Origin of the sequence: Lentzea aerocolonigenes (genome assembly GCF_000955955.1) — a bacterium.
Lineage (GTDB): Bacteria > Actinomycetota > Actinomycetes > Mycobacteriales > Pseudonocardiaceae > Lentzea > Lentzea aerocolonigenes_A.
On record NZ_JYJG01000042.1, the window covers coordinates 37,462 to 61,797 of the forward strand.

At 68.7% G+C, this 24,336-nt stretch carries 23 protein-coding genes and 1 pseudogene; 9 read left to right on the top strand and 15 right to left on the bottom strand.

Translation table 11 applies throughout. From position 1 onward, the window contains the following. Positions 1-16: 16 nt before the first annotated feature. Both UK23_RS07935 and UK23_RS07940 read left to right on the top strand, forming a co-directional pair. Complete coding sequence (locus tag UK23_RS07935; RefSeq protein WP_231114415.1) at positions 17-820, top strand: HAD family hydrolase; 804 nt, start codon at positions 17-19, stop codon at positions 818-820. Between the two features lie 53 nt (positions 821-873). Beyond that, on the top strand, positions 874-1,809 hold the full coding sequence (locus UK23_RS07940; protein WP_045310792.1) for an NAD-dependent epimerase/dehydratase family protein: 936 nt from the start codon (positions 874-876) through the stop codon (positions 1,807-1,809). A 10-nt stretch (positions 1,810-1,819) separates the two neighbouring features. Here the strand turns inward: UK23_RS07940 and UK23_RS07945 are convergent, their stop codons facing one another. Genes UK23_RS07945 through UK23_RS07960 form a run of 4 tightly spaced genes read right to left on the bottom strand, consistent with a single transcriptional unit; the run spans position 1,820 to position 5,348 of the window. After that, entirely contained in the window at positions 1,820-2,173 is a 354-nt protein-coding gene (locus tag UK23_RS07945; RefSeq protein WP_045310738.1) for a DUF2304 domain-containing protein, read from the bottom strand. 2 nt (positions 2,174-2,175) lie between these two features. Then, positions 2,176-2,865 (bottom strand): glycosyltransferase family 2 protein, encoded by a 690-nt coding sequence (locus UK23_RS07950; RefSeq protein ID WP_082114491.1) that lies wholly within the window; start codon positions 2,863-2,865, stop codon positions 2,176-2,178. 43 nt (positions 2,866-2,908) lie between these two features. Then, complete coding sequence (locus tag UK23_RS07955; RefSeq protein WP_045310739.1) at positions 2,909-4,045, bottom strand: glycosyltransferase family 4 protein; 1,137 nt, start codon at positions 4,043-4,045, stop codon at positions 2,909-2,911. Positions 4,046-4,055: 10 nt separating this feature from the next. Further along, complete coding sequence (locus tag UK23_RS07960) at positions 4,056-5,348, bottom strand: hypothetical protein (RefSeq protein ID WP_045310740.1); 1,293 nt, start codon at positions 5,346-5,348, stop codon at positions 4,056-4,058. 52 nt (positions 5,349-5,400) lie between these two features. On the opposite strand from UK23_RS07960, the gene UK23_RS07965 reads away from it, so the two are divergent. After that, positions 5,401-6,171, top strand: a complete 771-nt coding sequence (locus UK23_RS07965; protein ID WP_045310741.1) for a glycosyltransferase — start codon at positions 5,401-5,403, stop codon at positions 6,169-6,171. Positions 6,172-6,180: 9 nt separating this feature from the next. Here UK23_RS07965 and UK23_RS07970 read toward each other — a convergent pair whose 3' ends face one another. Further along, positions 6,181-8,157: a DUF6541 family protein gene (locus UK23_RS07970; protein ID WP_156212933.1), complete on the bottom strand. Its 1,977-nt coding sequence runs from the start codon at positions 8,155-8,157 to the stop codon at positions 6,181-6,183. Positions 8,158-8,385: 228 nt separating this feature from the next. Here UK23_RS07970 and glf point away from each other — a divergent pair, with 228 nt between their 5' ends. From glf to UK23_RS07985, 3 genes are all read left to right on the top strand, one after another. Next, on the top strand, positions 8,386-9,573 hold the full coding sequence (gene glf / locus UK23_RS07975; RefSeq protein WP_045310743.1) for a UDP-galactopyranose mutase: 1,188 nt from the start codon (positions 8,386-8,388) through the stop codon (positions 9,571-9,573). Positions 9,574-9,579: 6 nt separating this feature from the next. Then, on the top strand, positions 9,580-11,451 hold the full coding sequence (locus tag UK23_RS07980; RefSeq protein ID WP_045310744.1) for a glycosyltransferase: 1,872 nt from the start codon (positions 9,580-9,582) through the stop codon (positions 11,449-11,451). Between the two features lie 73 nt (positions 11,452-11,524). Further along, on the top strand, positions 11,525-13,387 hold the full coding sequence (locus UK23_RS07985) for a glycosyltransferase (RefSeq protein ID WP_231114416.1): 1,863 nt from the start codon (positions 11,525-11,527) through the stop codon (positions 13,385-13,387). Between the two features lie 56 nt (positions 13,388-13,443). Here UK23_RS07985 and UK23_RS07990 read toward each other — a convergent pair whose 3' ends face one another. From UK23_RS07990 to UK23_RS08030, 9 genes and pseudogenes are all read right to left on the bottom strand, one after another. Further along, on the bottom strand, positions 13,444-14,256 hold the full coding sequence (locus UK23_RS07990; RefSeq protein WP_082114494.1) for a carbohydrate ABC transporter permease: 813 nt from the start codon (positions 14,254-14,256) through the stop codon (positions 13,444-13,446). Continuing rightward, on the bottom strand, positions 14,253-15,131 hold the full coding sequence (locus tag UK23_RS07995) for a carbohydrate ABC transporter permease (protein ID WP_045310746.1): 879 nt from the start codon (positions 15,129-15,131) through the stop codon (positions 14,253-14,255). Before UK23_RS07995 ends, UK23_RS07990 begins: the two co-directional genes overlap by 4 nt. Next, entirely contained in the window at positions 15,128-16,330 is a 1,203-nt protein-coding gene (locus tag UK23_RS08000; RefSeq protein ID WP_231114417.1) for an ABC transporter substrate-binding protein, read from the bottom strand. The genes UK23_RS07995 and UK23_RS08000 overlap by 4 nt, the downstream gene beginning before the upstream one ends. A gap of 67 nt (positions 16,331-16,397) precedes the next feature. Then, the gene (locus UK23_RS08005; RefSeq protein WP_156212935.1) at positions 16,398-16,592 is read right to left on the bottom strand and encodes a hypothetical protein; all 195 of its coding nucleotides are present in this window, start codon (positions 16,590-16,592) and stop codon (positions 16,398-16,400) included. Positions 16,593-16,663: 71 nt separating this feature from the next. Further along, positions 16,664-17,566 carry a glycosyltransferase gene (locus UK23_RS08010; RefSeq protein ID WP_045310748.1) on the bottom strand — a complete coding sequence of 301 codons (903 nt, stop codon included), beginning with the start codon at positions 17,564-17,566 and terminating at the stop codon, positions 16,664-16,666. A 3-nt stretch (positions 17,567-17,569) separates the two neighbouring features. Continuing rightward, complete coding sequence (locus UK23_RS08015) at positions 17,570-18,370, bottom strand: ABC transporter ATP-binding protein (RefSeq protein ID WP_045310749.1); 801 nt, start codon at positions 18,368-18,370, stop codon at positions 17,570-17,572. Between the two features lie 19 nt (positions 18,371-18,389). Continuing rightward, entirely contained in the window at positions 18,390-19,307 is a 918-nt protein-coding gene (locus UK23_RS08020; RefSeq protein ID WP_045310750.1) for an ABC transporter permease, read from the bottom strand. A gap of 68 nt (positions 19,308-19,375) precedes the next feature. Beyond that, complete coding sequence (locus UK23_RS08025; RefSeq protein WP_045310751.1) at positions 19,376-20,218, bottom strand: class I SAM-dependent methyltransferase; 843 nt, start codon at positions 20,216-20,218, stop codon at positions 19,376-19,378. A gap of 56 nt (positions 20,219-20,274) precedes the next feature. After that, positions 20,275-20,703 (bottom strand): annotated as a pseudogene (locus UK23_RS08030) (bacterial proteasome activator family protein); the annotation flags it as partial. Positions 20,704-20,842: 139 nt separating this feature from the next. On the opposite strand from UK23_RS08030, the gene UK23_RS08035 reads away from it, so the two are divergent. Beyond that, the gene (locus UK23_RS08035; protein WP_045310753.1) at positions 20,843-22,042 is read left to right on the top strand and encodes a cysteine desulfurase-like protein; all 1,200 of its coding nucleotides are present in this window, start codon (positions 20,843-20,845) and stop codon (positions 22,040-22,042) included. A 17-nt stretch (positions 22,043-22,059) separates the two neighbouring features. Further along, the gene (locus UK23_RS08040) at positions 22,060-22,704 is read left to right on the top strand and encodes a class I SAM-dependent methyltransferase (protein WP_045310754.1); all 645 of its coding nucleotides are present in this window, start codon (positions 22,060-22,062) and stop codon (positions 22,702-22,704) included. Here the strand turns inward: UK23_RS08040 and UK23_RS08045 are convergent. After that, on the bottom strand, positions 22,688-23,653 hold the full coding sequence (locus tag UK23_RS08045) for an NAD(P)H-quinone oxidoreductase (RefSeq protein ID WP_045310755.1): 966 nt from the start codon (positions 23,651-23,653) through the stop codon (positions 22,688-22,690). The genes UK23_RS08040 and UK23_RS08045 overlap by 17 nt on opposite strands. Before the next feature lie 45 nt (positions 23,654-23,698). On the opposite strand from UK23_RS08045, the gene UK23_RS08050 reads away from it, so the two are divergent. Then, complete coding sequence (locus tag UK23_RS08050) at positions 23,699-24,331, top strand: GNAT family N-acetyltransferase (RefSeq protein WP_045310756.1); 633 nt, start codon at positions 23,699-23,701, stop codon at positions 24,329-24,331. Positions 24,332-24,336: the final 5 nt, after the last annotated feature.

The following is a 24,336-nucleotide window of genomic DNA, read 5'->3' on the forward strand; positions in this document are numbered from 1 at the left end:
AAGGCAAGATGTCGGTGTGGAACAGCCGCGCCTGGTCGCCTCCGACGTCGATGGAACCCTGCTCAACCCTCAGGAGACCGTGAGCCCGCGCACCGCGCAGGTGGTCTCGCGCGTGCTCGCGGCAGGCGTGCCGTTCGTCCTCGCCACCGGCAGGCCGCCGCGCTGGATCCCGCGGATCGCCCAGGAGGCCGGGCTCGACGGGTTCGCCGTCTGCGCGAACGGCGCGGTGCTCTACGACATCGGCCGCGACGAGATCGTCTGGGCGCGCACCCTCACGCCGGTGCAGTTGCACGACATCGCGGCGGCCGTCGACAGCGTGCTGGAGGACTGCACGTACGCCGTGGAGCTGGTCGGCACGCCCAAGGACGAGAGGACGTTCGTCGCCGAGCTCAGCTACACCCACCCGTGGCCGGAGGGCCCGCACAGCGGCCTCACCCGCGCGGAGACGCTCGGCCACCCGGCGATCAAGCTGCTGATGCGGCACCGCAACATGACCAGCGCCGAGATGGTGTCGGCGATCAGCGAGGTGCTGCACGGCGAGGTCGACCTCACCTACTCCACGAACAACGGCCTGATCGAGGCCTCGGTGCACGGCGTCACGAAGGCGTCCGGGCTGGCGGACGTCGCGGAGCGGTTCGGGGTCGAGCGCGAGCACGTCATCGCGTTCGGGGACATGCCGAACGACGTGGAGATGCTCACCTGGGCCGGGCACGGCGTGGCGATGGCGAACGGCCACGACGCCGCGAAGGCCGTGGCCGACGAGGTCACCGGTCCGAACGCCGAGGACGGCGTCGCCATGGTGCTGGAACGGTGGTTCTGAGCGCTGGATACCCTGTGGGCAAATCCGGCAGATCCCGACTCGAAGAGGTTTCCGTGCGTGCACTCGTGACCGGCGGCGCCGGTTTCATCGGCTCCACCCTGGTCGACCGCCTGCTGCGTGACGGGCACGAGGTCCACGTCGTCGACGACCTGCGCCGCGGCACGCGCACGGCGCCCGCGGACCCGGCCCATGCCGACCGGTACTCCTTCACCCAGCTCGACATCGCGAACCCGGAGCTCAGCGACGTCGTCGCCGGGTTCGGCCCCGAGGTCCTCTTCCACCTGGCCGCGCAGATCGACGTGCGCGTGAGCGTGGCGGACCCGATCCTCGACGCGCAGCAGAACGTCATCGGCACGATCAACGTCGCCGAGGCCGCCCGCAAGGCCGGCGCCCGCAAGGTGTGCTTCGCGTCGTCCGGTGGCTCGATCTACGGCACGCCGGACGTGCTGCCGGTCTCGGAGGCCGTGCCGATCAACCCGAAGTCGCCGTACGCGGCGAGCAAGGTCTCCGGCGAGGTGTACCTGAACACCTACCGCCAGCTCTACGGCCTGGAGTGCACGCACCTCGCGCTGGCGAACGTGTACGGCCCGCGGCAGGACCCGCACGGCGAGGCCGGTGTGGTGGCGATCTTCGCGAACGCGCTGCTGGCCGGGAAGCCGACGAAGCTCTTCGGCGACGGCGGCAACACGCGCGACTACGTCTTCGTCGAGGACGTCGTGGCCGCGTTCGTGGCGGCCTCCGGTGAGAACGGTGGCGGCCAGCGCTACAACATCGGCACCGGTCAGCAGGTGTCGGACAAGGACCTGCACAGCCTGGTCGCCGCGGCGGCGGGCGCAGCGGACACCCCGGAGTACGCGCCGGCGCGGCTCGGTGACCTGAGGGCTTCGGCGCTCGACGCCTCGAAGGCGGCGCGCGACCTCGGGTGGGTGCCCGAGGTCGACATCAAGACCGGTGCGGAGCGGACCGTGGAGTACTTCCGCACCGCATGAGACGACGAGCTCAGGCGGCGGACTTCTCGTTCGCCGCCGGGGTCTCGGCGCTGCGGATCGCGATCGCACGGGCGAGACGCGCGTACCGCAGCTCCAGCTCCTTGAAGCGCAGGTAGGTGTTGATCGTCGCGAAGCCGAACGCCACGATCAGGCCGTACAGCATGAGGTCGGTACCGCGGCCGACGCCGACGAACTCGGCGACCCGCGACACCTCCTGCGGCCTGATCACCGCGACGGCGCCGAGGATCATGAACAGGACGAAGCCGATCTTGACCCCGGCCGCGGTCTTCGTGGTGCCGTGGTGGCGCAGGAACAGCACCAGCAGCAGGACGACCGCGAGGATGAGCAGGAACTGGATCAGCATGGTCAGCGCCTCGAACTGGTCTTGAGAGCGGAGTCGAACAGGATGTTGACGCCGTTGATGAGCGACTGGCCCTTCGACATCGAGTACTCGGTGTAAAGGATCTCCACCTGCTCCTCGGTGACCCGCCAGTCCTTGCGCGCGATCATCTCGACGATCTCGGACGCGTGGCCCATGCCGTTGAGCGTGATGGCCATCTCGTCGGCCACCTTCTTGTTGAACACCCGCAGGCCGTTGTGCGCGTCGGAGAGCTTGAGCTTGCGCAGCCGCGGGCTGATCGCGACGACCGTCTTCAGCACGATGCGCTTGATCAGCGGGATGTGCGAGTCGTCGCCCTTGAAGCGGGTGCCGACGATGATGTCGAACGGCTCCGCGCGCAGGCGCTCCAGCATCTTGAGCACGTCGTGGACCTGGTGCTGCCCGTCGGCGTCGAAGGTCACGAAGTACTCGGCGCCCGGCTGGCTGCGCGCGTACTCGACTCCGGTCTGCAGTGCCGCACCCTGGCCGAGGTTGACCGGGTGCTGGACCAGGTGCGCACCCGACGTGCGGATGGCATCGGCCGAACCGTCCCGGCTACCGTCGTCGACGCACACGATGTTCGGGAACGTCTCGAGCGCGTGGCGCACGACGTCCGCGATCACCTGTGCCTCGTTGTAGACCGGTACGACCAGCCACACGTCAGACTGGTCCGCCACTGGTGCCTCCAGGCAAGTGAATTTCGGGGGGACGTGGACAAGGCTAGCGCGCGGGCTTCCCAGCACCGCCGCCAGCCAGCAAACCGGTGAACGAGGCGACGGCAGCGTCCCAGTTGAAGTTCTGCCTGGTGATCTCCCTGAGCTTGGTGGCCTTCGCCGCCCGCTCCGGGTCGCGCACCGCTGCTTCGAGCGCGTTCGCGAGCGCCGTGACGTCCCGTGCGGGCACCAGCCGTCCCGTGACGCCGTCGGTGATGATCTCCGCCGTGCCGCCCACGTCCGTCGCCACGACGTTGCAGCCGATCGCCGCCGCCTCCAGCACGGTCGTCGGCAGGCCCTCGGTCCAGCTCGGGTTCACGAACACCGTGCCGCGCGACATCTCGGCGAGCGCAGTGTCGTGGTCGACGGCGCCGACGAACTCGACGAAGTCCTGGAGGTTCAGGGTTCGCGTCAGGGTCTTGAGCTCGGTCGCGTTCGGCCCGTCACCGAGCAGCCGCAGCCTGAGCGGGAGACCCCGGCGGTGCACCTCGGCGGTCGCGTTGAGCAGATCCGCGACACCCTTGCCGTTGATCAGCCGGCCCACGTAGACGACCGTCGGCGGCTCCTCGGCGGGCTGCGCGACCAGGTCGTCCGGCAGCTCGATGCCGCGGTGCAGCACCTTGGCGTCCCGTCCGGCGAGGTCCTTGACGAACTTCCCGGCGGACCCGGAGACCGACACGATCTCGTCCGCCCACCGCAGCACGGGCTGGCTGGTCAGCGCGTCCACCATGAACGCCACGAAGCGCACGAACGCGTTGCCGCTCTGCACCGGACTGGACCCGTGCTCGACGTGCAACCGCCGCAGCTTGGCCCGCTTGGCGAACAACGAGGCCCACACGTGCGGCCAGTAGAACCGCGTGTGCGTCATCAGCACGGTGTCCGGCCCGCACTCCGCCCGCAGCCGCTTGGTGAAGCCGGGGTTGGGCAGCGGGTAGTGCGAGATGATCTCGAACCCGGGCCAGCGCACGACCTTCCACCGGTCACCGAGCTGTTCGGTGCCGGCGGGCGCGCCGATGGCCGAGGTGAAGACCGTGATCCGCAGGTCGGGATTCGCCTCGAGGAGGCGGCGGTGCAGTTCGTGGGCGTAGGCCTCCACGCCGCCTTTGTGCGGCGGGTAGTAGGCCGGCATGTCGACCAGGTGCACGGCGCAGACCCTAGCTGGCTGATGCGGTGGGTTCGGCCTCGGGCACGGGTTGGTCGCCGTGCCTCAGCACGCCACCCCAGGCCAGCCCCGCGGCCACCAGCCACGCGACCGTCATGCCCAGCGCCACACCGATCACACCGAGCCACCACCCGAGCGACGCCACCAGGGTCAGCTCCGTCACGAACTGCACGGTGCGCACCCGCGGGCCCAGCCACGCGCGGCCGCTCGCCTTCGCCGCCACCATCGCGGTCTGGGCGGTGGCCAGCAGGAACGCGTACACGAGCAGCAGCAGGACGACCGGGCGCAGGCCGTCCCACGGCGTGCCCAGCGCGGTCGTCATGAGGCCCGACGGCAGGACCAGGGTCAGCAGGGCGGCCATGGCGCTCACGACCGCCGCCGCTGCGGAGACCAGCATCGGGGCTCGGACGACCTCGCGCGGGGTGCGGCCGGCCAGGTGGGCCAGCAGGGAGTTGCTGATGCCGATGAACAGCACCGTCAGCGCGGTGACCGGCACCAGCGCCTTGCGGAGCAGACCCAGGCCGTCGAGTCCGGTCACGACCGCCGTCACGCCGAAGGTCGCCCAGGTGCCCGCGGTCAGGTAGACGGCGTCGATCAGGAACCCCGGCAGCAGCGTGCGCCGCGAGCGCACCCAGTCCTTCACCGCGCCGAACGCGAGCGGCGTGCCCGTGAGCGCCACCGCGACCAGCGTCAGCGGCACGCAGGCCAGGGCCCACAGCAGGTAGGTGCCGGTTGCGTTCAGCTCGCCGACCAGGATCGTCGTGCCGACCGCCGCCAGGAAGAGGACCAGCCACGACGCGTCCGTGAACAGCGCGCGCATCGGCTTCTGCTTCGCGTAGTTGACGTACCGCGAGTGGTCCAGCACGGCGGTGAACGGCGAGGCGAAGGCCTGGATCAGCAGCAGCGTGCGGGCGGGGCCGCTCACGAACAGCGCGACCACCAGGCAGCCGACGCTGATCGCCACACCCACCAGCAGCGAGGCGGCCGCGGCGCCGCGGACCCCCCGCGTGTCGTTCGAGCTCACCGTCTTGGCCACCAGCAGCGGCTCCGCGCCGATCGCGCGGCCCAGGTACCACTGCCCGATCTGCACGATCGCGATCAGCGAGAACACGCCGAACTCGGCATCGGTGGTCACGGGCGCGGCGACCAGTTGCACGGCGAACGTGATCGCGCTGAACACCAGCTGGTCCAGCGCGACGGCGGACTGGGAGACCCCCGTCGACACCATGCGCTTGACCGCGCCGAGCCGCGTCTGTCCGGTTGGGGTGGGAGCTGCCGTGGTCACGGTGGTGGAAGGCCCTCTCGGACGGTTGGGGAAGCTCCCCTACTGTACGACCATGACTTCGCCCGTCTCCGTGGTGATTCCCAGTGCGCCCAAGAACTCGTTCCTCGAGGAGACGCTGCGCTCGGTGGCCGCGCAGACCCACGAGGAGTGGGAGGTCGTGCTGGTCCTCGACGGCGAGTGCGAGCAGAACCGCGCCGCGGCCGAGGTGCTCGGCGACCGGGTGCAGGTGCACCTGACGCCCGCGCCCCGCAGCGGCCCCGCGGTCGGCCGCAACATCGGGCTCGAGTCGGCCAAGCACGACCTGGTGGCGTTCCTCGACGCGGACGACCTGTGCACCCCGGACCGCCTGGCCCGGCAGGTCCAGGTCCTCACCGACCAGCCCGACCTCGGCCTGGTCGGCGCGTGGGCGCACAAGATCGACCCCGACGGCAACCAGGTCGGCGAGCTGCACTCGGTCACCGGCCGCGCCGAGGTCGCCCGCACGATGCTGCTGTTCAACCCGCTGATCACGTCGACGATCGTGGTGCGCAAGCAGCTGGCGGCGGAGGTCGGCGGCTTCGACCCGCGCCTGGTCCGGCTGGAGGACTACGACCTGTGGCTGCGGCTGCTCGCCAAGGCCGACGGCGACGTGATCGGCGAGGAGCTCCTCGGCTACCGCGTGCACCCCACCCAGTACTCCCGCGGCGGCCTGCTCGGCCCGGCGACCAAGCTGCTCTACCGCAGCAAGCAGGCCGTGGCGAAGCGGATCGGCGTCAGCGGCGCCGCCACCGCGGCCAAGCACGCGGCGTGGCTCGGCGTGCAGGTGGCCAACCGCCGCTGGTGACCGCGGCTCTTACGGCAGCGTCGTGCTCCCGCACCGGTCCAGCCGGTACAGCTTGACCGACCCCTCCTGCGCCACGAGCTCGAACGCACCGGGCGCCTTGGGCTCCGCGATCCCCGTGTACCACTTCTGCCGCTGGTCCTGAGGCCAGAACGTCTTGTTGCCCAGCAGCAGGTAGCGCACCCCGACCTTCTTGGCCGCGGCACACACGCGGGGGTCGTTCGCGGCGTTGTCCAGGTTCTTCGACAGGTACTCCTGCTCGGCGCTCCACGCGATGTCCGCGTGCGGGTAGAGCGCCTTGCGCTGCACCTCGGCCAGCATCACCGCGCTGCCGTCCCACGGGTTGTTCGCGACCACGGCGTCCTTCGGCACGGCGGCGGCCAGCTTCGGCAGGAACGCCTCCTCGGTGTCGTCCACCAGGGTGCCGGCCTTCGGGTCCGCCTTCGTGTAGGTGCCTGCCAGCGCGGCGGCGTTCGTCTTGGCGTAGAAGCCGCTGGTCAGCGGCAGCAGCACGACCACGACCAGCAACGCCAGCGCGGTCGGGGTGCGCAGCAGCGCGAGCCGGGACGAGCCGGCCGGGAACAGGCCCGCCACCTTGCCCGCGATCAGCAGCACGGCCAGGACCGCCAGCGGGACGGCCGTGATCGGCAGCATCGCGGCGAGCCGGAACGAGTCGTTGTACCAATATCCGGTGAACTTCTGGGTGTCCGGCCGGTTGATCGCCGCGGTCAGCACGTAGAGGAACGTCGACGCGGCGGCGGCCGCGATCAGCCAGCGGTGGTTCACCAGGCGCCACGCGACGACCAGGCCGGCCACGGTGAGGACGGACAGCGCCCACAGCGCGGGGCGGCCGTTCGTCGCGTTCAGCAGGGCCTCGCCGACGGCGTTGGCGGGGGTCTCGAACGGCGGCCAGTACATCTGCCGCACCTGCCGGAACGCCTCCGCGTGCGCCACGAACCACCACAGCCCGAACAGGACCGCAAGGGTGCCGAGAACAGCGACGACACCGCGCCAAGCCTGGCCCTCGCGCCACGTCTTGAGCGCGTAGCGCAGCACCGCGGTGCCGAACGGGAACACCGCGAGCACCGCGAGGCTGAACACGGCGTTGGGGTGGGCGAACGCGCACGCGACGAGCACCAGCGGGGCGAGCGTGATGGCCCGGCGGAAGCCGATCGTGTCGTCCTTGGCGGTCTTCGTCGCGGCGAGCACGGCGGCGAGACCGGAGGGCACGAGCGCGAGGCTCAGCGCGTTCGGCCACAGCACGCCGAAGCTCAGCAGGCCCCACGGGAACGCGGTGAACGCCACGCTCAACACAGGGGTGATGGCCATCGCCGCGGTGTTGCGGCCGACGACCTGGCGCACCAGCAACGACGAGCCGATCGGCCAGATCAGCCCGGCGATCGCCCAGCTCACCATGTTCGTCGCGGTGGCGATGTCGGTGCCGGTGGTCAGCACGACCAGCGACGTCACGCCGTGCCACCCGGCCGGGTAGAAGCCGGCGGCGGTCGACGGGTTGCCCAGGGAGTTGATCGTCAGCGACGACGCGGAGCCCGACTCGAGGATGTAGCTGACGGCGCTGTAGTGGAACATCGCGTCGAAGGTCTGGGACAGCTCGTCGGGCTGCCCGAAGCCGCGGACCACGACGAACCACGCCACGGCCATCGCGGGCACGAGCGCCGCGGCGGCGACCAGCAGCGTCCTGGGCGGATCGCTCTGGCGCGGCGGTGCGACCCTGCGCAGCAGCAGCGAGGCGACTACGGCGAGGACCACGGTGACCGCGGTCACGCCGAGGACGAGCCACACGCTCCACGTCTGACCGGCCTTCTGCCCCACGACGGCCGTGACCGACACGAGCAGGACGCTGAACACCGGTGCCATGCCGAGCGCGGAGATCCCGCGCAGGCCCACGGCGTACGCGAGCGCCAGCCCCGGGCCGACGAGCCACCCCGCGGCAGCGAGTGCGACGGGGACAGCATCCAACCAACTCATCGTCGGGCTACCTCGCAGTGAAGGTGATCGGGACGAACGAGCCGTGCCCAGGTCGAACGGCTCCCTCTGCGTGACGCGGCACCCCGGCGCGCGGTTGCACGAGCGAAGGTGCGGAGTCGCCGGGAGTCTACGGTCAGCCGTTCGTGGGCTTGCGCTTCGCCCGAGGTAGGCCCACGCGCACGGGGGTGGTTGGCAGTGCACGCACCTGACGGCGTTACCCTCGTTGTCGTGAGCTTCGCAGGTTATGACCTGATTGTCGTCGGTTCCGGGTTCTTCGGCCTCACTGTGGCCGAGCGCGCCGCATCCCAGCTGAACAAGCGGGTGCTGGTGCTCGAAAGGCGTGACCACATCGGTGGCAACGCCTATTCGGAGGCTGAGCCCGAGACAGGGATCGAGGTGCACCGCTACGGTGCGCACCTGTTCCACACGTCGAACAAGCGCGTGTGGGACTACGTGAACCAGTTCACCGAGTTCACCAGCTACCAGCACCGCGTCTTCGCGATGTACGACGGCCAGGCCTACCAGTTCCCGATGGGACTCGGCCTCATCTCGCAGTTCGTCGGCCGCTACATGTCGCCGGAGGACGCGAAGAAGTGGGTCGCCGAGCAGGCTTCGGAGATCGACACCAAGGACGCGAAGAACCTCGAGGAGAAGGCCATCTCGCTGGTGGGCCGTCCTCTCTACGAGGCGTTCATCAAGGCCTACACCGCGAAGCAGTGGCAGACCGACCCGAAGGAGCTGCCCGCGGCGGTCATCAGCCGTCTGCCGGTGCGCTACAACTTCGACAACCGCTACTTCAACGACACCTACGAGGGTCTGCCGGTCGACGGCTACACCGCGTGGCTCGAGAAGATGGCGGACCACCCGAACATCGACGTCAAGCTGTCCACGGACTTCTTCGACGTGCGTGACGAGATCCCGGAGGGCACGCCGGTCGTCTACACCGGCCCGGTGGACCGCTACTTCGACTACTCCGAGGGCTGGCTCGGCTGGCGCACGCTCGACTTCGAGCGCGAAGTGCTGCCGATCGGCGACTTCCAGGGCACCCCGGTCATGAACTACAACGATGCGGACGTGCCGTTCACGCGCATCCACGAGTTCCGTCATTTCCACCCGGAGCGCGAGTACCCGACCGACAAGACGGTTATCGTGCGTGAGTTCTCCCGCGCAGCGGAGAAGGACGACGAGCCGTACTACCCGATCAACACCGCTGAGGACCGCGCGAAGCTGGAGCGCTACCGCGAGCTTGCGAAGAAGGAAGCCGCGGAGCGCAACGTCATCTTCGGTGGCCGTCTCGGGACCTACAAGTACCTGGACATGCACATGGCGATCGGTTCGGCGCTGAGCGTGTTCGACAACAAGATCGCTCCGCACCTGGCGTCCGGCCAGGCGCTGGACGGGTCTCTGGAGGACTGAATCGCAATGCCGGGCAAGTCCAACCTCGTCGAGCACGAGGCGCCGGAGAAACTCCTGACGCAGCGCGGCCTGTTCGCAGGTCCGTCGCAGATCGTCTCCGAGGATCTGTACGCCGAGGTCAAGCGCGGCATCGCGGACCGGGAGCGCCACCGCATGGTGGTGCACCCGAACGCGACCGTCACGATGAACACCTACTTCGGTCGCTTCCCCGCCTCCTACTGGCAGCGGTGGTGCGTGAGCCCCGAGGTCGAGCTCGAGCTCGAGGTGACGGGCTCCGGCCAGCTGTCGCTCGTCGCCTCGGACTCCGAGGGTGAGACGCGCACGGTCGCTGCGGAGAAGGTCTCGGGGGCGAAGGCGCAGACCGTGCGCCTGAGCACCAAGATCGACAAGTTCACCGACGGCGGCGGCCTCTGGTTCGACGTGCTGACGGCGGACGACTCGCTCACCGTGGAGAAGGTCCGCTGGACGGTCGCGCCGCCGAAGACGGTGCGCCCGACCGCCGTGGTCATCTGCACGTTCAACCGCGTCGACGACTGCCTCAACACGATGGCCGCGCTCGCGTCGGACCCGGAGCCGCTCAAGCTGGTCGACACCGTGTACGTCGTCGACCAGGGCTCGGACCCGGTCGAGTCGCGCTCCCGGTTCGCCGAGGTCTCGGCCGCGCTCGGGGACAAGCTGCGCTACATCCGCCAGCCGAACCTCGGTGGTGCCGGCGGCTTCACCCGCGGCCTGTACGAGGTCACCGAGATCGACCACGCGGAGCACGCGAACGTCCTGTTCATGGACGACGACGTGCTGTGCGAGCCCGAGATCGTCATCAGGCTCACCGCGTTCGCGAACCGCACGACGCAGCCGACGATCGTCGGCGGTCAGATGCTCTACCTGCTGCACCCGAACTTCCTGCACGTCGGTGCCGAGTACGCCAACCTCGACACCCTCGCGCCTGGCCAGGTCGTGGACGGCGCGCTGCACAACGCCGACCTCACCGGCTACGACGAGGAGACGGGCAAGCGCAACGTCCAGGACAAGCGCGTCGACGCCGGCTACAACGGCTGGTGGTCGTGCCTGATCCCGTCGGAGATCGTGAAGGCGGTCGGCTACCCGCTGCCGCTGTTCTTCCAGTGGGACGACATCGAGTACGGCTACCGGGCTCGTGCGCACGGTTTCGCCACCGTGTCGCTGCCCGGTGCCGGTGTGTGGCACGCGGACTTCCACTGGAAGGACTGGGACGACTGGCACAGGTACTTCAACCTGCGCAACGCCCTGATCACCGCCTCGCTGCACAGCGGCTTCGAGCCGAAGCGCATCGTCAAGGGCATGGCGACGCAGTTCGCCACGTACCTGCTGGGCATGCAGTACGGCCTCGCCGCCACCCAGCTCAAGGCGATCGAGGACTTCCTCAAGGGTCCTGAGTTCCTCCGCGACGGCGGCGTGCAGGCGGCGGCCGACATCCGCAAGCTGCGCGCCGAATATCCGGAGACCGTGCGGCACCCCGCGTCGGAGATCCCCGGCTTCAAGCCCGGCGACCTCCCGATGATCGGTGCCGCGCCGACGCCGAAGCTGATCGCGCCGGTGTTCGCCAAGCGCCTCGTCCACCAGCTGCTCGGCAAGTCCGTGCACCACGTGGGCGCTGTTCCCGCCGGTGACTCGGCGTGGTGGCACGTCTCGCTGTTCAACACGGCGGTTGTGACCGACGCGTCGCAGGAAGGCGTGCGGATCCGCAAGCGGGACAAGGAGCTCGCCGTCCGGCTCGCCAAGCAGGGCGCCAAGCTCTTCCGCGAGCTGTACCGCAGGGCTCCCGAGGTGCAGCGCTCCTACAAGGACGCGATGGGCCAGCTCACGAGCCGCGACACCTGGTCGCGGTTGTACGACCTGTAGGCACCGAAAACGCTTCGCACGGGCGGTCCGGAATCATCCGGGCCGCCCGACGACTTTGACAGGGGAACGGTCAGTGGACCAGAACTGCGTGCTGCAGAGGGTCATCCTGCCCAGGGACGAAGATCCGCTCGACGTCAGGCCGCTCTACCTGGACGAGCCGGACACCGTGCACTGCCACGTGGCGTCGCGTCGCAGCACCACGGTTCCCCCGTCCGCGAAGGTCTCCTTCGCCACCTACTTCAACGCCTTCCCGGCCTCCTACTGGAAGCGCTGGACGACCGTCGACGAGACGGTGCTGCGGATGTCGTTGCGCGGCAGCGGCCGCGTCGACGTGTACCGCTCCCGCCCGTCCGGCGAGATCATCCACGTCGAGGGCCACTACGTCCGGTCCGACGGCGAGTGGACCGACCTCGAGCTCGCGGTGTCGCTCAAGCCGTTCGAGGACGGCGGCTGGATCTGGTTCGACGTCTTCACCGACGAGTCGCCGCTGGAGATCCGCGAGGCGGCGTGGACCGCGCGTCAGCCGCTCCCGGAGCAGACGGTCGCCATCGGCATGACGACGATGCGCCCGGTCGACGCGATCATCGCGCTGCGCACGCTCGGCGAGGACCCGGCGGTCCTGTCGGTCGTGAAGAAGGTGTTCGTCGCCGACCAGGGGCCGGTGAAGGTTCGCGACACCAAGGGTTTCGCGGAGGCGGCCGCGGTTCTCGGGGATCGGCTCGAGGTCATCGAGCAGGACAACCTCGGCGGTGCCGGTGGCTTCACCCGCGGCATGTTCGAGGCGATCGAGCACACCGACGTCGACCAGATCATGTTGATGGACGACGACATCCGGCTGGAGCCGGACGCGATCCTGCGCTCCAACGCGTTCGCCCGTGCCGCCGCAGAGCCGGTGATCGTGGGCAGCCACATGCTGAGCCTGCACTCGCGCGCCAAGCTCCACAGCAGCGCGGAGATCGTCGACCTCAACACGTGCTTCTGGCGTCCTGCTCCCGGTGCGGTGACCGACCACGACTTCGCCCAGGAGTCGTTGCGGGAGACCGAGGAACTGCACCAGCGGGTCAACGCGACCTACAACGGCTGGTGGATGTGCCTCTTCCCGCGCGAGGTCGTGCGCAGGACCGGCTACCCGCTGCCGCTGTTCATCAAGTGGGACGACGCCGAGTACTCGTTGCGGGCGTTGGAGAAGGGCTTCCCGACGGTCTCGCTGCCGGGCTCCGCGGTGTGGCACATGCCGTGGACCAGCAAGAACGACGCGACGGACTGGCAGGCGTACTTCCACACGCGCAACCGGCTGATCCTCGCCGCGCTGCACAGCCCGTACGACGTCAAGAACGGCATCGTGAAGCACGGCCTGAAGCTGACGCTGCGGCACCTGCTGTCGATGGAGTACTCGACGGTCGCGTTGCAGCAGAAGGCGATCGAGGACTTCCTGGCCGGGCCGTCGTCGCTCTTCGACTCGTTGCGCTCGGCGTTGCCCTCCGTGCGCGAGCTGCGGGCGGAGTACAGCGACGCCCAGACCCAGCCGTCGGCCCGCGAGTTCCCGCCGCCGACCTTCGACCAGGTGCGGGCGGAGGCGCTGCTGGTGCCGTCGACGTCGAAGATCACCACGGCCAAGCGTGCCGCGAAGTCGTTGCTGCACAACTTCCGCGAGCCCGCGCCGGACGCCGCGGGCAGGCCGCAGATGAACGTGCCCGCGTTGAGCGCCAGGTGGTTCCTGCTGGGCAACCTGGACAGCGCGACGGTGTCCACCGCGGACGGCACGGCGGTGGCGTTCTACAAGCGCGACCCGAAGGAGTTCCGCGCACTCGCCAAGCGGGCGGCGCGCAACTACCGCCGCCTCGGGCAGGAGTGGGACCAGCTCAAGAAGGTCTACCGCAACGCGCTGCCGGAGCTCACGTCCACCGAGTCGTGGCGCAAGGTCTTCGAAGGCTGATCAGAGCCTGAGGACAAAGCAGGCCCTGCCGACCGGCGGGGCCTGCTTTTTGCGCTTCATCCCTTGATTCCCGTCTCCGTCGCACCGCGGACGAGAAGGCGTTGCAGTGCCACGAAGACCACCACCAGGGGCGTGATCGAGATCGCGGCCGCCAGGAACAGCTGCGTGACCTCGATCGACTGCGCGGTGAGGAAAGTCGAGAGCGCCACCTGCACCGTCCACGAGTCCTGGTCCTGCGCGATCACCAGCGGCCAGAGGAACTGGTTCCAGCTCGTCACGAACGCGATCACGCCCAACGCGGCGAAGAACCCCTTCGAGTTCGGCACCACGACCCGCCAGTACGTGCCCCAGTGCCCGAGCCCGTCGATCCGCGCGGCCTCCTCGAGCTCGCGCGGGAAGTTCAGGAAGTACTGCCGGAACAGGAACGCGGTGAACCCGCTGAACAGGCCGGGGATGACCAGTCCGCGCAGGTCCGAGACCCAGCCGAGGGTGGACACGACCACGAACGTCGGCACGAACGTCACCGCCGCCGGGATCATCAGCGTCGCGACGACGAAGTACAGCACCACGTTCGCGTACCGGTACGGGATCCGGGCCAGCCCGTAGCCCGCCAGCCCGCACAGCAGCAGTTGGCCCACCGTCTGCAGCACGGCGACGACCAGCGAGTTGACCATGCTGCGGACCATCGGCACGGCCGGGTTGGCGAACAAAGCGCCGAAGTTCTCCCAGTGGATCTCGCTCGGCCAGAACGTCCACTGCCGGGCGGTGATCTCCTGCTCGGTGGCCAGACCGTTGCGCAGCACCAGGTAGAACGGGATCAGGAACAGCACCGCCGCCATCGACAGCGCCAGGTACCTCAGCGCCTTCATCGCGTGATCACCCTGCCCTGCAACAGCGTCACGCCCGCGATGAGCAGCGTGAGGATGACCGCGCCCGCGCTGCCGTGCCCGAAGTCCTGCCCACCCGACCCCAGCGCCGTGTAGTAGAGGTAGATCAACGGCGGCCGCGCGAACGGCGGGTAGCCGCGGTCCGTCCCCAGCACGTTGTAGAACTCGTCGAACGCCTGGTACGCCGCGATGAGCAGCAACAGCACGACAGCCACCGACGTGGTCCGCAGCTGCGGCAGCGTGATGTACCGCAGGGTCTGCCAGCCGGGCCGCGCGCCGTCGATCCACGCGGCTTCGTAGAGGTGCTGCGGAATCCGTTGCAGCCCGGCGATGAAGAGGATCAGGTAGAACCCGAGCTGCAGCCACAGCCGCAGCGTCACGAGCACCAGCCAGTACCAGGGCGGCGACGTCGACACGGTCCACGCGACCGGCTCGCCGCCGAACCACCCCAGCACGGTGTTCGCGAGCCCGAACCGCACGCCGTTGAAGATCGACAGCTTCCACACCAGCGACGCGACGACGTACGAGCACGCCGTCGGCAGGAAGAACACCGACCGGAAGAACCCCTGCATGAAGCTGATCTGGTTGACCAGCAACGCCAAAGCCAGCGCCAGCACGAACGTCAGCGGCACGATGAACGCCGCGAACACGCTGAACGTGCCGAGGCTCGACAGGAACGGCTGGTCAGTCAGCATGTCCGCGTAGTTGCGCAGCCCGACGAACTCGCTGGGCGTCACCGTGTTGCGGGCGTCGAAGAACGACAGCAGCAGGCTCCACCCGATCGGCACGTAGACGAACACGAGCAGCCCGATCGCGAACGGCCCGACGAACAGCCAGAACGCGCGCCCGTTCCTCATCCGTACAGGCGCTTCAGCTCGTCCCGCACCTTGCCCGCAGCGGTTTTCAGCTCCTCATCGGCCTTGGCTCCATCGCGGACCACCCGCGACACCGCGTCGTTGAACGCCGTCCGCATCACCGACGTCCAGTCCGGCGGGTTGGACGCCTTCGCGTTGTCCCGCACGAACTTCACCGCGTCGGCGGCCGCGCCGGACGTCAGCTTCGAGGCCTTCTCCGAGATGCTCCTGCGCGGTGGGATGTGGAAGCCGTAGCTCAGGTTGAAGTCCTCCTGGTAGTCGGTCTTCTCGATCCACAGCCAGCGCACGAACTCCTTCGCCTCGTCGATCCGCTTCGACTTGGCGTTGACCATCGCCCCGAACGCGCCGACCGGCACGCTCGGCCGTCCGCTGTCGCCCAGCTTCGGGAACGGCAGCACCCCGAAGTCGTCGCCCAGCGCCTTCTGCACGGCCGGAACCGCCCACAACCCGGTCCACTGCATCGCGACGAGACCCTGGGTGAACGCGTCCGGCTCCGCCCAGTCCTTCACCGCGCCGAGCAGCATGCTGCCGCTGGTGTAGAGCTCGCGCAGCTTGCCGATCGCCTGTGCCGCAAGGGGATCGTCGAACCCGACCTGGTGGTCGCGCACGTAGTCGAGTCCAGCAGACCACAGCGCAGGCCCGCCCAGCACCCCGCCGCCACCGTCGTTGCCGGCGAAGATCCCCTTCACCCCGGCACGGGTGAGCTTGCGCGCCGCCTCGACGAGTTCATCCACAGTGGACGGTGGCTGAACTCCGGCTTGGGCGAAGAAGCTCTTGCGGTAGAACAACATCTGCATGTCGACCGCCTGCGGGACCCCGTAGATCTTCCCGTCGACGGTGTGCGTCGCGAGAATCGACTCGGAGAAATCGCTCTTGGCGGCGCCGAAGACGTCGTCGAGCGGCACGACCTGATTCGCCCGCACCGAGCTGATCTGCAGGGTGGACTCGAAGACGTCCGGTCCTCCGTCGGACAGCAGGCTCGTCGCGAGCTTGGAGTCGTAGTCGCCGGGGTTCCACTGCACGTCGACCGGGATCTTGGGGTACGCCTTGGCGTATTTCTCCACGGCCTGCTGCACGCCGGGCTCGCCGTAAGCGTGGTACCACTGCTTGAGGGCCTGGCCGCTGCCGCCCCGGCCGGTGTTCGAGCCGCACGCCGCCAGCAACGCGCTCGCGCCGGCCAAGGAGAGAAGTCTGCGTCGGGAGATCACTCATCACGTCTTACTCCGATCACCTCGGGTGCGCGAGCGGTTACTCGAAGTGCGCGACCACGACGTTCGAGAAGTTGACGACGTACTCACGGCCGTCCGGGCCCGCGATCGGCTGCGTGTGGCCGTTGCGGACGATCTGGGTCAACCGCGGCGCGAGGTCTTCCCGCGTCTCGGCGGAGACCGTGAGAGTGATGGGGTTCGGGTTCGCGGCGAGGAACAGCACAAGTCGGCTCATGCCCACAGCAAACCGCGATGGAGTGCCGTGCTGAGGGCGGTTTCGCTGGTAGCGGTTCCGCCCTCAGCAGATCACTTGCGGAAGAAGCGCTCCCGCTGGCCGAGGCGCACGAGCTTGAGCCACTCGACGAACGCCTTCGGGTCCCGCTTCACGGCGAGGAAGTACAGGCCGAACCGGAACACCTCGAGCGCGCCCAGCTTCCGCATGCCCGGCTGCGACAGCAGGTAGCCGCGGTTGCGGTAGGTGTAGTAGCGCTTGATCGGGTTCTCCGGGTCCTGGGCGTGGAACTTGCCGCCCAGCATCGGCTTGAACTCGTCGGAGCCGTCCGGGTGCACGTACGCGACCCGCAGCGACGTGCCGAACGGCAGGCCGGAGCGCACCATGCGGCGGTGGATCTCCACCTCGTCGCCGCGGAAGAACAACCGGTAGTCCGGCACGCCGACGACGTCGAGCGTGGACGCCCGGAACAACGCGCCGTTGAACAGCGACGCGATGCCCGGCAGGAAGTCCTTGCCGAGGTCGGCCGCGGAGCGCTTCCACGTCAGGCCGCGGCGCAACGGGAACGCGAGCTTGTCCGGGCTGTCGATGTTCGTGACGACCGGGGAGATCTCCGCGAGGTTGCGGCGCTCGGCCTCTTCGAGCAGCACCGCCAGCACGTTCTCGTCGGCGGGGCGGCCGTCGTCGTCGGCCAGCCACACCCAGTCCGCGCCCAGCGAGAGCGCGTGCAGGATGCCGAGCGCGAAACCGCCCGCGCCGCCGAGGTTGCGGTGCGAGGGCAGGTACGTGGTGGACAGCGGGCACTGCTCGACGAGGTCGTCGACCGGCTGATCGGGGCCGTTGTCGACGACGACCAGGTGGTCGGGGACACGGGTCTGGGTCGCGAGCGCCTTGAGCGACTCGGCCAGCAGCTCGCGGCGGTGGCGGGTGACCACCACCGCGACGACGGAGCCCTTGGGCAGTGCCTGGAGGTTCACGGTCTATTCGCCGCCATTTCCGCTGAGGACGGGAGCCTCGTGAGGCATGTGCATCCGCTCGAACGGGTCGTAGCCCTTGTACGCGGTCAGCACCTCGCGCAGGTCACCGTGCATCTTCACGTGACCCTCGTCCATCCAGATCGCGGTGTCGCAGAACTCCGCGAGGAACTCGTCCGAGTGGTTCGCGAACACGAGCAGACCGGAGCGGGCCACCAGGTCCTTGAGCCGGTCGCGGGCCTTCGCCATGAACGCGGCGTCGACCGCGCCGATGCCCTCGTCGAGCAGGAGGATCTCGGGGTTGATCGACGTGACGACGCCCAGCGCTAGTCGGACGCGCATGCCCGTCGAGTACGTGCGCAGCGGCATCTGCAGGTAGTCACCGAGCTCGGTGAACGCCGAGATGTCGTCGACGCGCGCTTCCATCTGCTTGCGGGTCATGCCGAGGTACAGGCCCCGGATCATGATGTTCTCGTAGCCGGAGATCTCCGGGTCCATGCCGACGCCGAGGTCGAAGACCGGCGCCACCTTGCCGATGATGCGCGAGTGGCCGCGCGTCGGCTCGTAGATGCCCGCCAGCAGGCGCAGCAGAGTGGACTTGCCGGCGCCGTTGTGGCCGACCAGGCCGACGCGGCTGCCCTCCTTCAGCGACAGCGAGATGTCGTGCAGCGCCTCGATGATCGGGACCCGGCCTTCTGAGCCGATCTTGCCGCCGACCTTGCCGAGCGCGAGCTTCTTCAACGACCTCGACTTGGCGTCGAAGATCGGGAAGTCGACCGATGCGTTCCAGACGTCGATGCTGACCACGGTTGTCTCGGCCTCCTTCTCAGACCCAGTAGGAAACGCGGGCGCGGTAGTTGCGCAGGATGACGAGTGCGGCGAACCAGCCGACGACGGTGAAGCCGCCGACGATCGCCCAGTGGTGCCAGTCGACCGTGTGGCCGAGCAGCGGGGCTCGGACGATCTCGACGAAGTGGTACACCGGGTTGAGCTCCGCGACGAGCATCCGCCACCCCATGTCGCCACCGCCGGTGACCTTGGTGAGGATGCTGGCGTCCCACACGATCGGCGTCATGAAGAACACCAGGTTGATGAAGCTGTTCACGACCGGCGGGATGTCGCGGAAGCGGGTGCTGATCACGCCGAACAGCAGCGCGACCCACACCGCGTTGAGCGCGAGCAGGACCAGGCCGGGAATCGCCAGCACGATCTCCCAGCTCAGGCCGGGGTTCATCGGGCCGTTCGGGGTCATCTGGTACGGCTTGTCGAGCGCGGTGAAGAAGATCGCCAGCACGATGACGTAGACCACGAGGTTGTGCAGCAGGAACAGCACCTGGCGCCACACCATCCGCATCACGTGGATGGTGATGGGCGCCGGCAGGTGCTTGATCAGCCCCTCGTTCACGATGAAGACGTCGGTGCCTTCGATGACGCAGCCCAGGATGAAGTTCCAGATGATGAAGCCGACTGTCACGTACGGCAGGAACGTGTCGATCGGCGTGCCCAGCAGCGTCGAGTACAGCAAGCCCAGCGCGAGAGCTGTCGTCGCCATCGAGATCGTGATCCACAGCGGGCCGATCACCGAGCGGCGGTAGCGCTGCTTGATGTCTTGCCAGCCCAGGTGGCCCCACAGCTCGCGGTGCGCCCACGCTTCGCGGACGTCCGCGAACGCGCGCCGGAAGCTGCGTGACTTCGTGGAGGCGGGCGGGACCTCTGGTCGGTCGACAGTACTGGTGGCTTGCACGAGGACTGAGCGTACCGGCGTCAACTGAGCGTCCTGCTCACCGGTGGGTCACGGTGCGATGACCAGGCTCAGACCTTGGTGACCTTGACCACGACCTGTTCGTGGTCGTAGGTGTACCCGAGGTAGTCGAACCCGATGCCGTGCGCCTCGACGTGCTCCATCCAGGCCTTGTGCTCGTGCTGCTGCCACTGCGGGTAGTTGAAGTACTCGTCGAACACCACGATGCTGCCCTCGACCAGGCGCGGGCCGACCAGGTCGAGCACGGTCTTGGTGGACGAGTACAGGTCGCAGTCGACGTGCAGGAACGTGACCGGGCCCTCGTGCTGCTCGAGGAACTTCGGCAGCACCTCGTCGAACCACCCGACCACGAGCTCGGCACCTGGCACGTCCGGCAGGCCGTCCATCGTGAAGGTGGCGGCTGGGAAGCCGTTGCGCCAGTCCTCCGGCAGACCCTCGAAGGAGTCGAAGCCGTAGACGTCCTTGCCCTCGCGGGCCTCCGCGATGAGCTTGAGCGTGCCGCCGGTGTAGACGCCGAACTCGAGCGCCAGGCCGCCCTCAGGGGCCAGCGAGAGCGCGTGCTCGAGCGTCTCGTGCGGGCTGCCGAAGTGCGGGACGCGGGGCATGTGCTCCTGCACGAACCGCGCGCTCTGCAGTGCGGCTTCCTGCTCGCCTGCGAACACGATGTCGCGACGGGCCCGCACCTCGTGCTGCACGGTGTGGTCGACGATCCGGTTGCCCTGGTGCGTGATCTCACTGCGCAGCTCGTCGCGCAGGCCGTCGATCTGGACCTGCAGGCGTTCGATCTGCTTGCGCTGCGGTTCGATCGCGTCCTGGATCAGTTCGATCGCCTTGACCCGCAACTTGTGTCGCAGCTGCCTGGCCTGAAGGCCGTGGAGGACACGCTCGAGCACGGCGGCTCCCTTCCCGAAAGTTCAGCGAATCCTAGAGCCACCCACAGGTGGTTGTGCTAGAGGTACTGGCCGGTGCCTTTGCCGGAGGGGCCGCTCTCGCCGGCATCGCCGCTGCTGCCTGCGGGAAGGGCGCGTCCACGCATCTGCTCGAGCTGCGCGCGTGCGGCCATCTGTTGCGCGAACAGGGCCGTCTGGATGCCGTGGAACAGACCCTCGAGCCAGCCGACGAGCTGGGCCTGGGCGATCCGCAGCTCGGCGTCGCTCGGGGTGCCCTCCTCGGTGAACGGCAGCGACAGGCGCTCCAGCTCCTCGCGCAGCTCCGGCGCCAGGCCGTCCTCGAGCTCCTCGATCGACCGCTTGTGGATCTCCTTGAGGCGGTTGCGGCTGGCCTCGTCCAGAGGCGCCGCCCGCACCTCCTCGAGCAGCTGCTTGATCATCGTGCCGATGCGCATGACCTTCGCCGGCTGCTCGACCATGTCGGTGATGTCGCCGTCCTGGCCGCCGACGATGACGACGGGCTGCTCCTGGTTCATGGTCTCCATCCTGGCCTTCTCCGGTTGCGGAAGGTTATCCGGGTCGGGGGTGGCCAACACCGTGTTTGCCTTCATACGTACGGTGTGTGGCATGGCGTTCGACGTCGCACGGGTACGAGGGCTCTTCCCCGCGCTCGGCGACGGCTGGGTCCACCTCGACGCACCGGCCGGCATGCAGGTGCCAGAACAGGTCGCCACCGCCGTCTCCACCGCGCTGCGCGCCCCGGTCTCCGGCCCTGGTGGCATCTTCCCCGCCTCGCAACGGGCCGAGGCGATCGTCGACGCGGCACGTCGTTCGGTCGCCGATCTCGTCGGCGGTGACCCGGCGGGTGTCGTGCTCGGTCCGTCGTCCGCGGTGCTGCTGCAACGTCTCGCCGACGCGATGACGGACGACTGGTTCATGGGCGACGAGGTGCTCGTGTCCAGGCTGGACCACCCGGCGAACATCGCGCCGTGGCTCCGCGCGACCCAGCGCACCGGCAGCGCGGTCAAATGGGCAGAGATCGACATCGAGACGTGCGAGCTGCCGAGCTGGCAGTACGACGAGCTGGTCACCGACCGCACCAAGCTCATCGCGATCACCGCGGCGTCCGGCGTCGTGGGCACCCGGCCCGACCTGGCCAAGATCTCCGCGGTGGCCCGCGCGCACGGGTCGCTGATGGTCGTGGACGCTTCGTCGGCCGCACCGTTCGTGCCGCTGGACATCGTCGACATGGGTGCCGACGTCGTGGCCATCTCCGCTGGTCAGTGGGGTGGTCCGCCGGTCGGGGCGCTGGTGTTCCGCGACCCCTCGATGCTGGAGCGGCTGCCGTCGGTCTCGGTCGATCCGCTGGCGCGCGGCCCTGAGCGGCTGGAACTCGGCCCGCACGCCTACCCGATGCTCGCCGGGCTCGTCGCGTCCGTGGAGTACCTCGCGGAGCTCGACGACGCGGCTTCCGGCACGCGGCGTGAGCGGGTGGTCACGTCTTTGGGATCCGTGAAGGCGTACCAGGCCGGGCTGCTCGCTAATCTCATCAACGAACTGCGTTCGCTGCGGCACGTGATGGTGATCGGCGACGCCATGCGCAGGGTTCCCGCGCTGGCGTTCACGATCGCCGGGGTCAAGGCGGAGGACGGCGTGGAACACCTCGCTTCCCGAGGCGTCTGCGCGTTCGCCGACCCCGGTCAGCACGGGGTGTTCTCGGTGCTGGGCGTCGGTGAGGTCGGCGGCGCCATCCGCGTCGGGCTCGCGCACTACACGAACGCCGTCGAGGTCGACGACCTGGTGAGGGCGGTGTCCGAACTGGGCTGAGGTTTGGGAGATCTTGTTTGGACGACTCGCTGGCTCGCGAGCTCGCCGATCTCTCGGCCCTGCAGCGCATCGGATCTCTCAACACCGAATACCTGCCGCAGCTCGCCGGCGACCTTCGCCCGGCGGCTCTCGTCGCGGTGATGGACGAGATCGTGCTGGGCGCCCGGACCGTCCTCGTGGAACTGGGCTGCGGCTCCACTTCCGTTCTGCTGGCGCGTTTGCTGCACCAGCGCGGGTTCGGTCACCTGTTGTGCATCGAGCACGACGAGCGCACGGCTGCTTTCGTTGCCTCACAACTACGTCGCGAGGGTCTGGGGTCGGTCGCGCGGGTGGTGCACGCGCCGTTGTCCCGTCATCCGGCGGCGTTGTCGCGGCACGGCCAGTGGTACGCGCCGCAGCAGGTGCACGACGAGGTGCTCTCGTACATCGACCAGTTCGGACTCGTCGATCTGCTCCTGGTCGACGGACCGGGTTTCGGGGACTCGCGCTATCCGGCGTTGCCCGTGCTGCGAGCTGTTCTGGCGCCAGGGGCCACGGTTCTGGTGGACGACGTCGATCGCCCGGACGAGCAGGCGGTGCTGGCGCGGTGGTCCGAGGAGTTCGGGCTCAACTTCCGCACGGCTCCCCGGACCTCGCTGGCCGGAGCTACTGCTCTCGCTTGAGCAGCACCTTGCCGAAGACGTCGCTGGCCTCCAGCAGCCGGTGCGCCTCGGCGGCGTCCGGCATCGGTACGGTCCGCCCGACGATCGGCTTGACCGCACCGCTTTCGATGAGCGGCCACAGGTGTTCGCGGACCTGGGCCACGATCGCGCCCTTGCTGTCGATGCTGCGGCCGCGCAGACCCGTCGCCATCACCGACGCCCGCTTGGCCAGGAGCTTGCCGATGGGCAGCTCGCCCTTCACACCGCCCTGCATGCCGATGATCATCAACCGGCCGTCCGGGGCGAGGACGTCGATGTTGCGGGGCAGGTAGGAGGCGCCCATGTTGTCGAGGACGACGTCGGCCTGCTTCACCTCGGCCACGAAGTCCTGGGTCTTGTAGTTGACCGTGATGTCCGCGCCGAGCTCAGCGCATTTGGCCAGGCGCTCGTCGGAACCCGCCGTGACCGCGACCGTGCAGCCGAGTGCCTTGGCGACCTGGATCGCGTGCGTGCCGATGCCGCCCGCGCCGCCGTGGACGAGGAACGTCTCGCCGAGTTTGAGCTTTCCGTCCATCACGACGTTCGACCAGACCGTGCACGCGACCTCGGGCAGCGCGGCCGCCGTGACGAGGTCGATGCCTTCAGGTACGGGGAGGACCTGTGGGGCCGGGACCGCGACCTTCTCCGCGTAGCCACCGCCGGCCAGCAGCGCGCACACCTCGTCGCCGACGTTCCAGCCGGTCACGCCCTCGCCGAGCGCCGCGATCGTGCCGGAGCACTCCAGGCCGATGATGTCCGGCGCGCCGGGCGGGGGCGGGTAGAAGCCCTGGCGCTGCAGGAGATCCGCGCGGTTGACCGCACTCGCGGCGACGTCGATCAGCACCTCACCCGGACCGGGCACGGGGTCGGGGACCTCGGTCCACTCGAGCACGTCGGGGCCGCCGGGTTCGCGAACAGAGATGGCATGCATACAGTCGACCGTAATACCGTTCGACAGGCCAGGCACCATCGGAACATGGACGCTTGGCCTTTGCGAAAGCTGGTTCTCCGCACCCCGCGCCTCGAACTGCGCCCGGACGACGACGAGGGCCTGTTCGAGCTCGTGGACGTGGCTCTCGCCGGTGTGCACGACCCGGCGGAGATGCCGTTCACCGTGCCGTGGACCGACTGGCTTCCCGACGATCACGGCGTCGGCATGATGCAGTTCTTCTGGGGCCAGCGCGCGAAGATCACCCGCGAGGACTGGACGATCAACTTCATCGCGCGGTTCGAGGGCAAGGCGATCGGTGTGCAGTCGATCAGCGGGCACGACTTCGGCGCGCTGCGCGAGGTGCACACCGGGTCGTGGCTCGGCCAGAAGTTCCAGGGCAGCGGTCTCGGCACGGAAATGCGGGTCGGCGTGCTCCAGTTCGCGTTCGACCACCTGGACGCGCGCGTCGCTCGTTCGGCGGCTTGGCTCGGCAACCACGCGTCGAACCGGGTCAGCGCGAAACTCGGCTACGTGCCCGACGGCACCATTAGCGTCGCACCGCGCGGAGCACGCCTTGAGCAGGTGCGATTGCGGTTGAACGCCTCGGATTTCGTGCGCCCGGAGTGGGACGTCTCGGTCGAGGGCCTTGCTGAGTGTGTTCAGCTGATCACGAACTGAACACC

Bases quoted from the DNA above. Each gene is read 5' to 3' on its own strand.
- UK23_RS07945 (WP_045310738.1), bottom strand. From the start codon at position 2,173: ATGCTGATCCAGTTCCTGCTCATCCTCGCGGTCGTCCTGCTGCTGGTG.
- UK23_RS07965 (WP_045310741.1), top strand. From the start codon at position 5,401: ATGACTTCGCCCGTCTCCGTGGTGATTCCCAGTGCGCCCAAGAACTCG.
- UK23_RS07970 (WP_156212933.1), bottom strand. From the start codon at position 8,157: ATGAGTTGGTTGGATGCTGTCCCCGTCGCACTCGCTGCCGCGGGGTGG.
- UK23_RS07980 (WP_045310744.1), top strand. From the start codon at position 9,580: ATGCCGGGCAAGTCCAACCTCGTCGAGCACGAGGCGCCGGAGAAACTC.
- UK23_RS07990 (WP_082114494.1), bottom strand. From the start codon at position 14,256: ATGAAGGCGCTGAGGTACCTGGCGCTGTCGATGGCGGCGGTGCTGTTC.
- UK23_RS07995 (WP_045310746.1), bottom strand. From the start codon at position 15,131: ATGAGGAACGGGCGCGCGTTCTGGCTGTTCGTCGGGCCGTTCGCGATC.
- UK23_RS08005 (WP_156212935.1), bottom strand. From the start codon at position 16,592: ATGAGCCGACTTGTGCTGTTCCTCGCCGCGAACCCGAACCCCATCACT.
- UK23_RS08035 (WP_045310753.1), top strand. From the start codon at position 20,843: ATGGCGTTCGACGTCGCACGGGTACGAGGGCTCTTCCCCGCGCTCGGC.
- UK23_RS08045 (WP_045310755.1), bottom strand. From the start codon at position 23,653: ATGCATGCCATCTCTGTTCGCGAACCCGGCGGCCCCGACGTGCTCGAG.
- UK23_RS08050 (WP_045310756.1), top strand. From the start codon at position 23,699: ATGGACGCTTGGCCTTTGCGAAAGCTGGTTCTCCGCACCCCGCGCCTC.